13 protein-coding genes are annotated in these 15,727 nt (G+C 42.9%); 7 read left to right on the plus strand and 6 right to left on the minus strand.

The features are described 5' to 3' along the window. Positions 1 to 77 precede the first annotated feature (77 nt). From C0V77_RS01330 to C0V77_RS01345, 4 genes are all read right to left on the minus strand, one after another. A complete protein-coding gene (locus C0V77_RS01330; RefSeq protein WP_101724508.1) occupies positions 78 to 1,244 on the minus strand; it encodes a mandelate racemase/muconate lactonizing enzyme family protein in 1,167 nt (388 codons plus the stop codon). 93 nt (positions 1,245 to 1,337) lie between these two features. Then, positions 1,338 to 2,222: a sugar phosphate isomerase/epimerase gene (locus C0V77_RS01335; protein WP_101724509.1), complete on the minus strand. Its 885-nt coding sequence runs from the start codon at positions 2,220 to 2,222 to the stop codon at positions 1,338 to 1,340. 237 nt (positions 2,223 to 2,459) lie between these two features. Next, a complete protein-coding gene (locus tag C0V77_RS01340) occupies positions 2,460 to 5,312 on the minus strand; it encodes a glycoside hydrolase family 3 N-terminal domain-containing protein (RefSeq protein WP_229236171.1) in 2,853 nt (950 codons plus the stop codon). 212 nt (positions 5,313 to 5,524) lie between these two features. Further along, positions 5,525 to 6,583, minus strand: coding sequence for a ferredoxin--NADP reductase (locus C0V77_RS01345; protein ID WP_101724510.1), 1,059 nt, complete (start codon positions 6,581 to 6,583; stop codon positions 5,525 to 5,527). A gap of 505 nt (positions 6,584 to 7,088) precedes the next feature. Here C0V77_RS01345 and rplM point away from each other — a divergent pair. The 3 genes from rplM to rpsB all read left to right on the plus strand — a co-directional run bounded on the left by rplM (position 7,089) and on the right by rpsB (position 8,939). Continuing rightward, on the plus strand, positions 7,089 to 7,532 hold the full coding sequence (rplM, locus tag C0V77_RS01355) for a 50S ribosomal protein L13 (RefSeq protein ID WP_101724512.1): 444 nt from the start codon (positions 7,089 to 7,091) through the stop codon (positions 7,530 to 7,532). 55 nt (positions 7,533 to 7,587) lie between these two features. Then, positions 7,588 to 7,974 (plus strand): 30S ribosomal protein S9, encoded by a 387-nt coding sequence (gene rpsI, locus C0V77_RS01360; RefSeq protein WP_101724513.1) that lies wholly within the window; start codon positions 7,588 to 7,590, stop codon positions 7,972 to 7,974. A gap of 155 nt (positions 7,975 to 8,129) precedes the next feature. Beyond that, positions 8,130 to 8,939 carry a 30S ribosomal protein S2 gene (rpsB, locus tag C0V77_RS01365; RefSeq protein WP_101724514.1) on the plus strand — a complete coding sequence of 270 codons (810 nt, stop codon included), beginning with the start codon at positions 8,130 to 8,132 and terminating at the stop codon, positions 8,937 to 8,939. Positions 8,940 to 8,999: 60 nt separating this feature from the next. Here the strand turns inward: rpsB and C0V77_RS01370 are convergent, their stop codons facing one another. Continuing rightward, positions 9,000 to 10,325, minus strand: a complete 1,326-nt coding sequence (locus C0V77_RS01370) for a PAS domain-containing sensor histidine kinase (protein ID WP_101724515.1) — start codon at positions 10,323 to 10,325, stop codon at positions 9,000 to 9,002. Positions 10,326 to 10,487: 162 nt separating this feature from the next. Between C0V77_RS01370 and C0V77_RS01375 the strand changes: the two genes are divergently transcribed. The 3 genes from C0V77_RS01375 (at position 10,488) to C0V77_RS01385 (ending at position 12,733) form a co-directional block, all read left to right on the plus strand. Continuing rightward, on the plus strand, positions 10,488 to 11,138 hold the full coding sequence (locus C0V77_RS01375; protein ID WP_101724516.1) for a hypothetical protein: 651 nt from the start codon (positions 10,488 to 10,490) through the stop codon (positions 11,136 to 11,138). A 111-nt stretch (positions 11,139 to 11,249) separates the two neighbouring features. Then, the gene (locus C0V77_RS01380; protein WP_101724517.1) at positions 11,250 to 11,972 is read left to right on the plus strand and encodes a YebC/PmpR family DNA-binding transcriptional regulator; all 723 of its coding nucleotides are present in this window, start codon (positions 11,250 to 11,252) and stop codon (positions 11,970 to 11,972) included. An 80-nt stretch (positions 11,973 to 12,052) separates the two neighbouring features. Beyond that, entirely contained in the window at positions 12,053 to 12,733 is a 681-nt protein-coding gene (locus tag C0V77_RS01385) for a carbohydrate-binding family 9-like protein (protein ID WP_101724518.1), read from the plus strand. A gap of 87 nt (positions 12,734 to 12,820) precedes the next feature. Here C0V77_RS01385 and C0V77_RS01390 read toward each other — a convergent pair whose 3' ends face one another. Further along, positions 12,821 to 13,204: a hypothetical protein gene (locus C0V77_RS01390; RefSeq protein WP_101724519.1), complete on the minus strand. Its 384-nt coding sequence runs from the start codon at positions 13,202 to 13,204 to the stop codon at positions 12,821 to 12,823. Positions 13,205 to 13,517: 313 nt separating this feature from the next. Between C0V77_RS01390 and C0V77_RS01395 the strand changes: the two genes are divergently transcribed. Then, a complete protein-coding gene (locus C0V77_RS01395; RefSeq protein WP_101724520.1) occupies positions 13,518 to 15,695 on the plus strand; it encodes a TonB-dependent receptor in 2,178 nt (725 codons plus the stop codon). The last annotated feature ends 32 nt before the right edge of the window (positions 15,696 to 15,727 follow it).

The raw sequence follows: 15,727 nt of genomic DNA on the forward strand, positions 1-15,727 counted from the left end.
CTTTATATTGTTTATTTACGTTAGCCCCAACCTGCCCATTGGCATACAGTTGAGCTAATTGGTTATCAGATTAAAAACTAAATTGCCTGTTTAAACTCGTTCACGAAGTCCCAGTTCGGAGTTAATCCCAGCCCCGGAGCTGTCGGAACTTCAATCATGCCATCTACGGCCTGTATTTTCTCATTTACGAGGTCATACATCATCGGGTTTCCGCCTGAAGAAAACTCTATTATAGTAGCCGCAGGCGCAGCAAATGCCACATTTACCCCGGCCATAAACGAGAACGCCGAACCCCAGCAATGCGGAGCCAGTTCTAGCTGATAAGTATGGGCCAGGTGTGCCACACGCATGGCTTCGGTAATACCGCCGATAATGGCAGAGTCAGGCTGAACAACATCCAGTGCGCGCACTTCTATTAAATCTCTTACGTCAAAAGCGGTATATTCGCTCTCACCGGCTGCAATCGGAATACAAGTTGAGGCTTTTACCTCTGCAGTGCCATGCCTGTTATCGGGGCTGATGGGTTCTTCAAACCAATAAAGATTACAATCTTCCACACCTTTGCAAAACTGCTTGGCTTCTGGCACACTGAACGTGCCATGGGCGTCGGTCATCAGTTTAATGTTTTCTCCTAATGCTTCTCTGGCAGCTCTCACACGGCGGATACTCTCCTGAACGGTTTCGTCCATTACCCCTACGCGCATTTTTACTCCCTGAAAACCCTTCGAAACATAACCCAGCAATTGCTCACCTATTTTATCGGTACCGGCCCAGCCACCGCTGGCATAAGCTGGCATTTTTTCGCGGCAGGCACCACCCAATAACTGCACTACGGGTACTCCCAGTGCCTTACCTTTCAAATCCCATAAAGCGGTGTCTACGCCGCTCATGGCTGATATGGTTAAACCTCTGCGGCCTAATATCGGAAATTTCCGCCCTCTTTTCAAGGCGTAGTGGTCGCGGGTGCCGTTATAGATATGTTCCCAGATACGGGTTATATGGTGTGCATCCTTACCTATCAGTAAAGGTTTAATTTCATTCTCTATACAACTGACGATTGACGCACAAACACCTGATGAACCTACCGCTGCTTTGGCTTCGCCGAAGCCCTGTAAGCCGGTATCGGTAGTTACGACTACCAGTGTCATATCAAAATCTGTAAGCAAGCCGTAGTCTGAAAAGTGTTGTTTCTCTTTAGGGATAGGACAACGAAGCCAAAACGCTTCAACATTAGTAATTTTCATTCAAATTAAGATTAACAGGTTGGTGGTGGCGGGTAGCACACGCATATTAAGGATATAAGTATTAGCAGGCGAACTGAAAGTTCGCCCCACAATTCAGATAAGTGGCCGTAATGTATCAATTGACCGACGGGTAAGCATGGTATAGAAATCTTCTGTTACCGACGAGCTCCCGTGGTCTTCCAGAAACTTCTTTTGTTCGGGGCTTAACCCCTCAGGATTCAGCTCAATTGAGTTCGGGTAAGGGTTGGCTGGGGTTCGGTCTAATGGCGAGCAAAATTCAACCGACAATACCTTGTCATAGTCTATTTCGCGCAGGGTTTCAATAATTTTCGACCAGTTGATGGTACCCATACCAGGAGCCATACGGTTGCTGTCTGCCACATGGAAACCCACCAGCCTGCCTTTTGCCCTGCGGATGGCATCGTAGGTATTGTCTTCTTCTATGTTCATGTGAAAAGTATCCAGACAAACGCCGCAATTAGGGCCAACTTCTTTAGCCAGCGCCAGCGCCTGGTCACCACGGTTAATAAAGTACGTCTCAAAGCGGTTAATCGGTTCTATACCCAGGGTAATACCCACGCTTTCAGAGTACTCATAAATCTCTTTCATGCTATCAACAGCCCATTTCCATTCTTCGTCGGGTCGGCCGTCAGGTATAATTTTACCTACTGTTCCGGGTACTACAGACACCATTTCGCCTTCCAGTTCTTTCACCATCCGCACTACGTCTTTCACATATTGAATTGATTTTTCCCTTTGAGATTTGTCTTTGGCAAGCAGGTTTCTGTCTTCCAGCATCAGGGTTACCGAGCCCCAGCATTTCAATCCGTGGTCTTTAAGAAGCTTACCTATCTTACGGGTGTCGTAGGCTTCGGGGCTTCCGGCAATCTCCAGTTTGTCATATCCTAATGCGGCAATTCGTTTAATAGTAGTCTCGATGGATTCTGCACGCATCCAGTTGTGAATAGAAATTTCCATTTTGAAGGTTATAAGTGTTGAATATATTCAGGAGCATCGGGGTAAATGCTTCAGGGCAAAAATAATAGTATTTGTTTAAGTTTTTTGATTTTTCAAAGATAATATTTGCTCTTTCAAAGGCCTGTACTACAAATACAATATTCCGGTAATAATACTGATGTAAATCGTTTTAGTACCTCTGAGCACAGCAGAATTTTGGGAATAAAAACCTGAATCGGAAAAATGTTAAGAAATTGCCTATTGCAGCACGAGCGATTCATTGATTATCTCATGAATACGCTTTCTGATTCTTAAGGTATTGATTTTGTTGTTGGTAGAAACGGGGTAAACCCTGTTTGAGAGGAAAATGAAGATAAGTTCGCGGTCTGGGTCTACCCAGACAACGGTGCCTGTAAAACCGGAATGCCCGTAACTGTTAGGCGAAGCCGAACTGCCTACAATGGGGCTGTCTGAATCGCCGGGTTTATCCCAGCCTAATCCCCTGTGGCTTTTTTGCGTATAGTTGCGGGCAAAATGGCGTGTGGTTTCAGGAAAAAGATATTGACGGCCGCCATAATACCCGTTTTGCAGATTCATCTGAAATAGTTTTACCAGGTCAGATGCATTGCTGAATAGCCCTGCATGGCCTGATACTCCTCCTAAAAGTGCGGCATTAGGGTCATGCACGGTTCCCTGAATCTGTGAAGCCCGGAAACCTGATTCGTTTTCAGTAGGCGCAATGATAGTCTTCGGGAATTTAAGCAGTGGATTAAACATCGTAGAGGTCATGCCCAGCGGTTCGTATAAATTTTGCTCCAGAAACTCTTCCAAAGGTTGGTTGGTTATCCGTTCAACCAGCTTTTGCATCATAATCAGGCCCAGGTCGCTGTAAGTATAGCGGAAACCGCCCTGCCGGTCTTGTGTGTTCAAGAGTTTAGAGTCAATGACCCATTTCCATACCGAGTCTCTAATTGCCGGCTTTATGTACAGATTACCGGCTACCTGTAAATTGGCAGGTATTTGCAGACTGTCTTTGCTGAAACTGTAATATTCAGGTTTGAAGGTGCTACCGGTTTTGGTTTTCTCCCAGAAGGGCATAAATGCAACCAGCCCGGCCTGATGCAACAGAATATCTGAAATCAGCATTTTTTCTTTATTGCTGCCTTTCAGCTCTGGCAGATAAGTGCTTAGCTTTTCATTCAAATCAACGGCGCCACGCTCGTTGAGCATCATAACAGCCTGTAATGTAGCCGAGACTTTGGTCATAGAGGCGATGTCGTACAGGGTTTGGTTAGTTACCGGTTCATATAAACCGTATCTTAAAGTTCCGAAGCTCCGGTTATATACTATTTTGCCTTTTCTGGCTACCAGAACCTGGCAGCCCGGAAAAGCCCTGTTGTCTATCCCCTGCTTTACTACCTGTGCTATTTCGTCCAGCTTCCGGCCATTCATGCCCACACTTTCAGCATCTCCAAAAGATATGCGACCAAGCCTTTGGGTCTGAATACCGGCACCAACTTTCAGGTCGTTATCAATTGAAACCGGCAGCCTTCCTCTGGCCGGTAAAGCGCCGAACAATAGCTGTGGCACCACCCGGTGAGAGGCAGGATCGTCTTCATAACCACATATCAGATTCCGGGTGTGGCTGTATAATCTTAAACCGTAAGGGTTACCAAAAGCACATACCACCACGTGGCTTCTTTTACCAAGCTGATGAATAAAATCCAGCGTAGCCGGAGTTACGCCATAGTTTCTGTCTCCACGGCTATTCATACCGTGCACGCTAACCACCACAACTTTGTATTTTGAGGCCTCGTCTAATACCCAGGCAATGTCTTTTTCAGAACCGGGCTTAAATGGCACCACAAAATTTTTAAAATTGGCATATTGACTGAGCGTTTTCTGAAATTCATTGTCGTAGTCGGCACTGATGGCAACAGAAGCAAAAGTGAGGGTATCAAGATGATTGAAAGGAATAAGATTATCCTGGTTTCGGGCAACAGTTACTGCCTGTTCAAAAAGAGCGGCTTTCAATTCCAGCGATTTTCTTCCGTTCAGGTCAGCACCCAACTCAGCCATATCAACAGGCTTATAATTGCCAAGCCCGGCCCAATACTTAGCCATCAGAATTTTTCTCACACGGGCATCCAGCACATCTGTTGGTATCTGGCCGGTTTCCACCGCCTTTTTTATGCGGTTAAATGCGGCAGGTAAATTGCCTGTTTGCAGTAAAATATCATTACCTGCCATAAATGCCAGAAACTCAGGCTCGCCGGGTTGCAAGCCTTGCGTAATGCCCCTCATATTGAGGGCATCAGTAACCGTAAGTCCTCTGAAACCCATCTGGTTTTTAATGATTTCGGTAACTATCCGCTCAGATATAGACGTAGGTGTATTCCCTCTTGTTTCCAGAGCAGGCACCAACAAATGGCCTGTCATGACGGTACCGATACTATCGGCAATCAGGCGTCTGAAAGGATAAAGCTCAACCTCATTGAGTCTTTTCATTGAGTGCGTTACTACCGGCAGTGTGTGGTGCGAATCCTGGTCGGTATCACCGTGACCAGGAAAATGCTTGGCACTGCCCATTACATGATAGCGTTTCATGCCCCGCACATAAGCCAGCCCTTTTTCTGCTACATTTATCTGCGACTCCCCGAATGAACGATAATTGATTACAGGGTTATCTGGATTGGTGTTAACATCAATAGAGGGTGCAAAATTGATATGAATACCCAGTCTTTGGCATTGCCGGCCTACTTCCTGTCCGAATCGCTCAATATAGGCGTTGTCCTGAATGGCCCCCAGGGTAATCTGTTTTGGGAAATCAATAACGCTGTCTAAACGCATACCCAGACCCCATTCGGCATCTATGCCAATCATGAGCGGAATGCGTGAAAGTTGCTGATAACGATTGGTTAATCTGGCCTGGCGGTGAGGCCCTCCCTGAAAAAAAATAAGACCGCCAATATGGTATGCAGCAATGTTGTTTTCAACCTGCTGATAATATTTTTCGGTGCGGTTAGAGTAGGTGGCCATCATAAACAATTGCCCTACTTTTTCGTCCAGCGTCATTGAGGCCAGCAGGCTGTCGGCCCACTTTCCTTGCATTTGCAGATAGTCTTTAGATTTGTCAGGGGACCGCGTAAAAGAACTGATTACAGTAAACAAAGTCAGAACAAAAGCCCCCGCAATTATTATCTTCCTCACTAAAAAATCCTCCCATTTAAATTATTAACACCAGCCAGAAGCTTTTTTCTTCAAGTAAAGTTAGGCCTTCATTTTAATTTGCTCAATTCGTATAGACCTATTTTAATTTATTTTTAATCAATTTCAACCACTACTCCCGGCGTAAGCGGGTGTGCCACACAGGTAAGAATGTAGCCCTGCTGAATCTCTTTATCGGTAAGGCCTTCTTCTTCGTCCATTTTTACTTTACCTGAAACGCACTTCCCCATGCAGGCTGTACACATACCAGCCTGGCAAGAGTAAGGCAGGTCAATATCAATGTCAAGCGCGGCTTCCAGAATGCTCTGGTGTGGTTTCACTTCAAATTCATGCTCCTCTCCTTCATAGATAACTTTAATCAGCTGGGGTTTTAGGGAGTCTTCGTTCTCTTCTACAAACAATTCATCAAGCATAGGTGCATGAAAATTCTCGCGGTGAATCCTGCTCTTGTTTACATCATATATATTAAGGCCTTTGATGATGTCTTCCATCATACCGGCAGGGCCGCAGAGAAAAAATTCGTCTTTGGTAAAATCGGTGAACGAGTCTTTCATGAAACGGATACCGATGCCCTGGCTGATGCGCCCTACCTGCCCCACCCAATAATCTGAAGGGCGTGACAAAATATGATGCACCTTTAGTCGCTCGCGATAGGTACGCTCCATTTCTTCAATTTTATCCTTAAAAATAATGCTACCCTCGCTGCGATTACCATATACAAGGGTTATTCTTGACCCTGTTTCTACTTTAAGAACAGATTTTGCAATGGCTATCAGCGGCGTAATACCACTGCCTGCCGCAAAAAGAACCAGATGGCGGCTATGCCCGGCGTCAGGTTCTACATAAAAATTACCCATTGGTTCTACAATCTCAATAAAGTCTCCTACTTTAACTTTATCGTTCAGGTAGTTGGAAACCAACCCGCCTTTTACTCTTTTTACTGTTATACCAATAGAGGTATCAGTATGAGGCGAGGTAGACATGGAATAACTGCGACGTACTTTTTTACCGTCTAAGGGCACAATTACTGTAATAAACTGCCCTGCTTTATATTTAATCTGCTCGCTTAATGGATGCCAGAAATAAATAGTAACGCTGTCCGGGGTTTCTGTTACAACTTCTTTTACCTGCAGAAAATATGTTTTTAATGTCATTTTTAATTTGCCGGGTAAGGTTCTGTTACCCTTCAGATACTTTTTAAATATTTTAACTACTCACGCTATCGCACAGGTACTTTTTAAGGTATTTACTTTTCTTTTTTGGCTCTTTCAAATAAAACCACTAAAGTATGTACACCGCAATGGTATATTTTATGCCTTCATCAAAAAGTTGATGGCTGCCGGCATAGTGCAAAATTAGGCTGTAAAGACCAAACGAACTAATTTTCAATGATTTAGCATAAAAAAAAGAGAAACAATTGCTTTTATTTCAGGAAATCTCTAATTTTGCAGCCCCAAAATACTCCCTTGAGACGCAGCCCGTTAGTTCAAGGGGACATTCAATTTTGAGAAGTGACTGATTCCGGAGTTGCTATGTGTTGTTTCAACACCTTAAAAATTGTCGAAAAAAAGCCACAGTTATTAGTATAAGCTTTTGGGGGCAAATACTGAATAACGAATGGCAACAGCTTTTTTCAAACACATTTAACATTTAAAAATAGTGAAATATCTAAGTTACAAGACGATTTCGGCAAATAACGAAACCGCTAATAAAGAATGGGTGGTTGTAGATGCAACCGACAAAGTATTGGGTCGTTTGTGCAGCCAGATTGCTAACATCATTCGTGGCAAGCATAAAACCAACTATACTCCGCATGTAGATTGCGGTGATAACGTAATTGTTATCAATGCCGAGAAAATCCGCCTGACAGGAAAGAAAATGACCGATAAAGTTTACGTTCGTCATACGGGCCATCCGGGTGGTCAACGTTTTGCTACTCCTCGTGAGTTAATGGCAAAAGACGGTCGTCGTGTAGTTGAGTATGCTGTAAAAGGTATGCTTCCAAAAGGTCGTTTGGGACGTCGTCTATATACAAATCTGTATGTTTATGAAGGACCAAATCACCCACATGCAGCGCAAACGCCAAAAACAATTGAGCTGTAATATCAACGGGTAATAATTTATATTTTTTAGAAAATTTTCAAAATCCTATATAATAATGCAAGTTATCAACGCAGTAGGTAGAAGAAAAACAGCCGTTGCCCGTATCTACATGAAACAGGGTAATGGAGCAGTTACTGTGAATGGTCGTGAATTAAAGGAGTACTTCCCTTCTGAAATTCTTCAAATTGTATTGAACCAACCATTTACTGCCGTAAATGCAACTGGTCAGTATGATCTTAAAGTAAATGTACAAGGTGGTGGTATTGCTGGTCAGGCAGAAGCAGTGCGTATGGCAATTGCCCGCGCATTGTGTGAAGCTAACACAGAGAACCGTCCGGCATTGAAAAAAGAAGGCTTCTTAACTCGTGACTCTCGTATGGTTGAACGTAAAAAATACGGTCGCCGTAAAGCTCGTAAGAGATTCCAATTCTCAAAACGTTAATATTATTTACGAATTACATCCGGCAGTTGCGAAGTCGTATTTTCGCCTGCTGCGTGTAATTCGTAAATTCTTTTGTCCAGACAGCACTTACAGTGATGCCGACGTGCTGTGCTGCGTAATTTAATTTTTTTCAACATTTTATCATTTTACCAAAAATGGCACAATTACAGTACAAAGACCTTCTGGATGCAGGTGTACACTTTGGTCACCTTACCCGTAAATGGGATCCTAAAATGGCTCCGTATATCTTCATGGAGAAAAACGGTATCCATATCATTGACCTTAACAAAACTTTAGCTTGTTTAGAAGACGCACAACAAGTGGTAAAAGGTATTGTTCGTTCTGGTCGTAAAATCATGTTTGTTGCAACCAAAAAACAAGCACAGGAAATAGTGGCAGAAGAAGCAAAACGCTTGAAAATGCCTTACGTTACTGAGCGTTGGTTAGGTGGTATGCTAACAAACTTTGCTACTATCAAGAAATCCTTGAAAAAATTGCAAAACGTTGAGCGTATGTTGAAAGACGAAGCAACAGCGAGCAACCTTGCTAAACGTGAGCGCCTAATGCTAGACCGCGAGCGTATCAAATTGGAAAGATTATTGGGTGGTGTAGCTGATTTATCAAGACTTCCGGCTGCTTTGTTTGTTGTTGACGTAAAACGTGAACACCTGGCCGTAGCTGAAGCGCACCGTTTGGGTATACCTGTAATTGCCATGTGCGATACTAACTCAAACCCTGAGTCGGTTGAGTATCCTATCCCAGCCAATGATGATGCCTACAAATCAGTAGCTTTGGTAACTCTTGCTTTAGGTAAGGCTATTGAAGAAGGTATCATGGAGCGTAAAATGGATAAAGATAACGCCGCTCTGCAAGAAGAAGAAGAAGCTAAACGTGCAGTAGACGAAACACCAGCAGCAGTTGAGGAAACTCCAACAGCAGTAGCCGGTGACGAAACTGAAGCATAATTAGCCCAGAAATACTAAGTTTAAAGGCCCGGAATCAAAACTCCGGGCTTTTTTTTGCTTCTAGAAAATAATCTGGAACCGGGTGCCTTCGCCAACTTTAGAAAATACTTTCAGGTTACCGCCATGCATTTGCATAATCTGCCGTGAAAGGCTCAGACCAATGCCGGAACCGGTCTTTTTAGTAGTGTAGAACGGAATGAATATCTTCTCCAGTGCCTCGGGTTCTATGCCGCTGCCGTTATCGCCAATTTCAACTATTTTCTGTTCATCAATTTCAAAGGTTCTGATTCTTACCTGAGGATTCAAACGAGACTCCGTAGCTTCAACTGCATTTTTTATAATGTTTATCAGCACCATTGCTATCAGCTCGGTGTCGGCCATTAAATCAAAGCTCTCTTTAAAGTCTGTTTTTAACTCAATCTGTTTCTCTTTCAATTGCGGCTGAACCAGGTTTAGCACCTGAGCTATTAACTCTTTAGAGGTGGTTTCTTCAAACTTCGGTTTGGGTATGCTGGTAAACTCGCGGTAGGCATTTACAAAGTTCATAATACCCTTGCTACGGTTTTCTATCGTAAACAAGGCTTCTTTCAGGTCGTTAACAGTTTCCTGAATACCCTCTTCCTTGCTTAAATCAAGCTCAATAATTTCACGCATGGTGCTGGCTAGTGATACTATCGGCGTTACAGAGTTCATAATCTCATGGCGCAACACTTTGGTCAGGTTCTGCCAGGCTTCCAGTTCTTTCTGTTGCAGCTCAGACTGAATGTTCTGCAACGAAATTAGTTTAATGACACGCCCCCTGAGGCTCACGGTGGCAGCGTTGATAGATATCTGTTTTTCGTTGGCTGTCTGATACAGTGCCTTACTGCCAGAAGAGATATTGTTCAGGATGTCAAACAATTCAGCATGGGCGGTTTTAGAAAGCTCGCTGATATTGCGCAAACGATAAATATTTAAAATACGAAAGGCGGCATTGTTTATAAGCTCAATGTTGCCAGACGAATCGTAAGATAAAAGCCCTACATTTACGTGCTGAACAATAGTGTTAATGTAGTGCAGGTTAGCTTCTTTTTCGGCGCGTGCCTGGCGGAAGGCCTCCAGAACTCCATTGAATTGCTGGTTTACCTCTTCAAAACTTCGGCCCAGTTTGTTATCAGACCGAAACTTAACGGCAAAGTCAGAATACCGCACAGACTCAAAAAAACGAGCCAGCTTCCGGTTAATAGAAGTTGTATAAGTGAAAATCCAGAAAAAGACGAGTGCCGACAAAATACCAAACAAGCCCACTGCCGACCACTGGTTCTGTAAAAAATAATAAACCATAGCCAGAAGTGTTACACTTAAAACACTAATACGCAGGATGATACCAATTGCAAAATGCCTCATGAAAAATAGCTGCTTGTAGGCGTGAAATTAAAAGACGGTTAAACGGTTAATCTTTTCAAAAAGAAAGAATTCTAAAGATAACCCTACGATTTAAAAAATCGTGAAACAACACAAAAGAAAATTTGTCAAATTTCGTTAAATACTTGTTAAATCAATAATAAAATGAGAACCAGACACATAAATAAAAATTTAGTTACCCTCCTAATTCTGGGAATATTGTTGTCGGGCTGTTCTGCTCAAAGAGATTTTCTTTCAGATAATTTTTCTAAAGCAAAAGCTACCCACCAACGCATAGCCATATTACCATTTGATGTGCAGTTTGAAAACCCGGTAAACCGGAATCCTGATACCCGCACGCAAAGATTTTTCAGCCAGCAGGAACGTGAAGCAAGCCTTGATACCCAGAAAGAACTATTTGCCTACGCCGCCAAACAGGTAGAAAAAGGACGATACGAACTGGCGTTTCAGGATTTCACCAAAACCAACAGCATACTGGCAAGCAGTGGTATCAGGCTGGAAGACATAGGCAAGCATGACAAAGCTCAGCTGGCACGTATATTAGGGGTAGACGCTGTAATCTGGGGTCAGTTGCAGGTAGTTATCAGCCGCCAGAACCGGTACTCTATGATGCCCTCTTATATGGGTAATGATGGTGTTGAGGCCAATGTGAATCTGTATGATGCAGCGACCGGAGAGCTACTGTGGAAAACCAATATGAAACAGCGCCCAAACAACCGCATGGATACCCCCCACCACCTGACCAGCCAGTTGATTGCACAGGTAGCCAAACATTTACCATACCGAACAAAATAAGTGGATTATTAAAGTAAATTTTTCTAATTTCGCGCTCTGAACTACCGGCACTGTCATCAAAAAAGACCGTGGCCGGAATATTATTAAAAATTAGCATTTACTTGATATATTATGGGAAGAGCGTTTGAATTCAGAAAAGCTCGTAAAATGAAGCGTTGGGGGCAAATGGCCAAAACATTTACCCGTATTGGTAAAGATATTGCCATTGCCGTAAAATCTGGCGGCCCGGACCCTAACAGCAACTCGCGCCTGAGAGCCATCATACAAAATGCCAAGGCTGCCAATATGCCAAAGGCCAACGTAGAAAATGCCATTAAGCGGGCGTCTTCTAAAGAGCAGGAAGACTACAAAGAAATGGTTTATGAAGGATACGCCCAACATGGCATTGCCATACTGGTTGAGTGTACCACCGACAACACCAACCGCTCGGTAGCCAATGTGCGCAGTTATTTCAGCAAATGTGGTGGCAGCCTGGGTACATCTGGAATGTTGGATTTCATTTTCGACAGGAAGTCGGTCTTTAAGATTGCCAAGAACGACAAAATCGATGTGGAAGAACTGGAGTTTGAATTAATCGATTTCGGCGCAGAAGAGGTATTTCTTGATGAAGAAAGCAATCAAATTAATATTTACGGCGAGTTTACCGCCTTTGGCGCTATTCAGAAATTTCTGGAAGAGAAAGGCTTTGAATTACTACAGGCCGATTTTGAGCGGATTCCGACCGATATGAAAACCATTTCGGAAGAGCAGGCCGCCGACGTTGAAAAACTGATAGAAAAACTGGAAGAAGATGACGACGTGCAAAATGTGTATCATAATATGATAATCGCCTGACCTGAATCCTGATTTCTATATTCGTCAGAATCCAAAAGATTCTGACGTTTTTATTTACCCACCTCACTTCTGCCTATACCATGTTTCATATTCTGTACTCATTTATTCTGTTAATGATTATGTCAACCCCTGATTATAGCATTTCTTTATCAAAAAACGAGTGGAAAGACCTCGACAGCAAGTATTTCAGGCATTCAACCACCGGCCAAACCGCAACGCAGGAAACACTGGTAAAGCTGAAATATGACGACCAATACCTTTATGTTGCCTTTGAGTGCCACCAGAACCCCTACTGGAAAGAAAACACTTATCAGGCACATAACACAGAAATGTATAATCAGGAGGTGTTTGAGGTCTTTATAGCTGAAGGAACCGAAGTGCCTGAGCGATATCTGGAACTGGAAATAAACCCCAATAATGTATTGTGGATTGGGAAGATACATAACCCTACCAAAGGACATGGCGGAGGAAATTCGGCCGAAATGATAGACTATGCAAAGGCCGGTATCAAACACAGTGTAAAAACGCAAGACGATACCTGGAGTGGCACTTTACAAATACCTCTGAGCCTGATTGGCGCAGGAAATACGAAAGATTACAGAGCCAACTTTTATAGAATTGTATCAACGCAATCGCACAAGAAAGGCGACTGGAAATGTAACCCCAAAGAATGTGATTTCTTATGCTGGAGCCCAACCATGAGCGGTAAAACTCCGGCTTTTCATAGACCTGAGTATTTTGGCTCGCTGCATTTCAAATAAAAGGCCAATAACCAGCTTCATAATTAATTACTTCGCTTAATCAGCCTGCATCTTAAAACAAATGTTAAAGGTGCAGGCTGATTAAATTCACTGGTTTTCATCCTTTAAAATCTTGCCCAGCCCCTCGCCCATTTTTTTCATGCGGGCATAGTTTTCGTACGAGTTTTTGGTTTTATCCATCTCAATCTTCAAACTACCCGGATACATCCTGATATAAAATGCCATCTTATTATCAAGCACCATATCGGCATCCAAACGTGCATTTTCAAAAGAAAAATCGCTTTCGTTTTCAAGTTCCTCATCCAGATACTGCTGCACTTCTTTAGTAAACCTTTCGGGATACCTGGCAGTAAATTTATACAAATCATGAGTTTCGCTATGCGAAATAGAAATATCCCCTTTGTTTTCACAAGACGAAAAGAACACAAGCCCCAGAGCAGAAATCAAAAATAAGTTACATAGCTTTTTCATAATTATTTGGTACTAAAACGGTTTGAAATCGTTTCGATAAACAAATATAATGCAATGCTAGATACATTGCTATACATAGTACCTTGCTATTGCAATTATTATGATAAACGGTGCGATTAAAGGATAAACGGAACCCGGCAACTCAAAGTCATTCATTCCTATTGGCAGTTAAGCCAATATCCTGCTTTTTCACGCACGCATCTATCCTTTAAAAATCAGAATTTACTCTTGAAAAATCAGCTTTTGTCAGAAATCCCTACCCTGCAAAACCCGATTCCGATAGGTTTGCATCATCATTTAAACCAGCATACTTATGACAAAGCTTATACCTTATATTCTGTTTTATCTGTTTCTTGTACCCATTCTAAAAGGGCAGACCAACATTAAAGGCAAAGTAACCAATAAAAACGGAGAGGCCATTCCGGGTGCCAACATCTATATTAAAGGCAGCTATGATGGCGCCATCAGCGATGCCGAAGGAGGCTTTTTATTCAGAACCAGTAAAAAAGATACAGCCACATTAGTAGCCAGTTTTGTGGGATATGATAATTATGAGCAAAAAATGAAGCTAGCCGGCGGCACAACCGAAATCAATATCAGAATGCAGGAGTCGATGAATGTCCTGAATATGGTAACTATTACAGCCGGAACTTTTGAGGCATCAGACAGTAAAAAAATGGTAATGCTGAAACCTTTAGATATTGTAACCACTGCCGGAGGCGGCGCTGATATAACAGCGGTTATGCAGCTTTTACCCGGTACTCAAAGAGTTGGCGAGCAGGAAGGACTGTTTGTAAGAGGCGGCTCAGCCAACGAAACCAAAACCGTTATTGATGGTATGATAGTTCAGAATCCGTTTTTCAGCAGTACGCCTGATGTGCCTCAACGCGGGCGTTTTACACCTTTTATGTTTAAAGGTACCGCCTTTAGTACAGGCGGATACTCTGCACAATACGGGCAGGCTCTTTCGTCAGTATTACTGCTGCAAACCCGCGACAAAACCGATGATGCCAGCGGCTGGAACATCAACGCCAATATGGCTGGCCTGGGCGCTACTTATACGCACAAGGGGAGCATTTCCGGCTCACTTTACTACACCAACCTTACCCCGTTTTTTAACCTGATGAAATCAAACATTGCGTTTGATAAAGTACCGCAGGGCCTCAATACCTCATTGACCATTAATGAAAATCTTACTAAAAACAGCACCCTGAAAATTTACGGAAGCTACACTGAAAATCAGTCAATCGTCTCATTCCCCACTTATCAATCTACAGACTCATTTTATAAATTCAATCTGAAGAACAAAAACATATTTACCAATGGTACCTACCAGGTTAACTTTGATGAAGGCCAATGGATATTACTAACAGGCTTATCTTATAGCCGCAATACAGATAAGATAAATATTGGTAATGATGCCGGCGACCGCCTGGACGAACGCACACAAATACGAACGGTATTAACCCGGCTATTTGGTAAAAACAACGCCAGCTCGGTTTTATTTGGAGCCGAGTTTCATGCCATTAAAACAGGCAATATCTATAATCAGTATGATTTCAGTTTGCAGGATAATTACAGCGCGGCGTTTACAGAAACAGAATTATACATTACCCCAAAACTGGCCGGAAGAATTGGCATGAGAGCCGAATATACCAGTGCGATTGACAAGGCAAATATTGCTCCGCGGGTTTCATTGGCCTATAAAACCGGGCAGTACAGCCAGGTATCGCTGGCGGCAGGGCAATTCTACCAAACACCAGAGAAAAACTATTTGTACCTGAACCGTAATCTGGATTATGAATTAGCAAACCACCTGATTTTGAATTACCAGATTATTAAAAATGACCGAACTTTCAGAATGGAAGCCTTCAGGAAAGACTACAAAAACCTGGTATTAGAGCATACCAGCTATTATGACCCGAACCCGTACCGTTTCCCAACCGGGCCGACTGACAACAAAGGCAAAGGCTTTGCACAAGGCATTGATGTATTTTACAGAGACAAGAAAAGCATAAAAAGCGGTGAGTTCTGGCTGACCTATTCTTTTCTGGATACCGAGCGATTATTCAGAAACTACCAGAAAGAAACTATGCCTACTTTTGCTTCAAAACATAATGTTAGTGTAGTTTACAAGCAGTTTTTTGAGAAAATAAGTACTAACGCAGGTGTAACCTTTACCCATACAAGCGGCAGGCCCAATTATGATTTCGCTACTACTTCGTTTGCGCCTCAGTACACCAGACCTTATGAAAACGTAAGTCTATCTGCCAGCCACATACGCACCGTCAAGGGTACCTTTATGGTATTTTATGCTACTTTAGACAATCTGTTTGCCCGTAAAAATGTATTCGGGTATCGTTATTCTGCTGATGGCAAGCAACGCTTTGAAGTAATACCCCCCATGTACCGGACCTTCTTTGTCGGGGTTTCCATCAATCTATCAAAACAAATGAGTAAACCTAAAGAGGCAGATCTGGATAACTTGTAAAAGTTGGAAACGCACGCCAGAAAAAACCCATA

The organism is Emticicia sp. TH156, assembly GCF_002855535.1.
GTDB classification, from domain to species: Bacteria; Bacteroidota; Bacteroidia; order Cytophagales; family Spirosomataceae; genus Emticicia; species Emticicia fluvialis.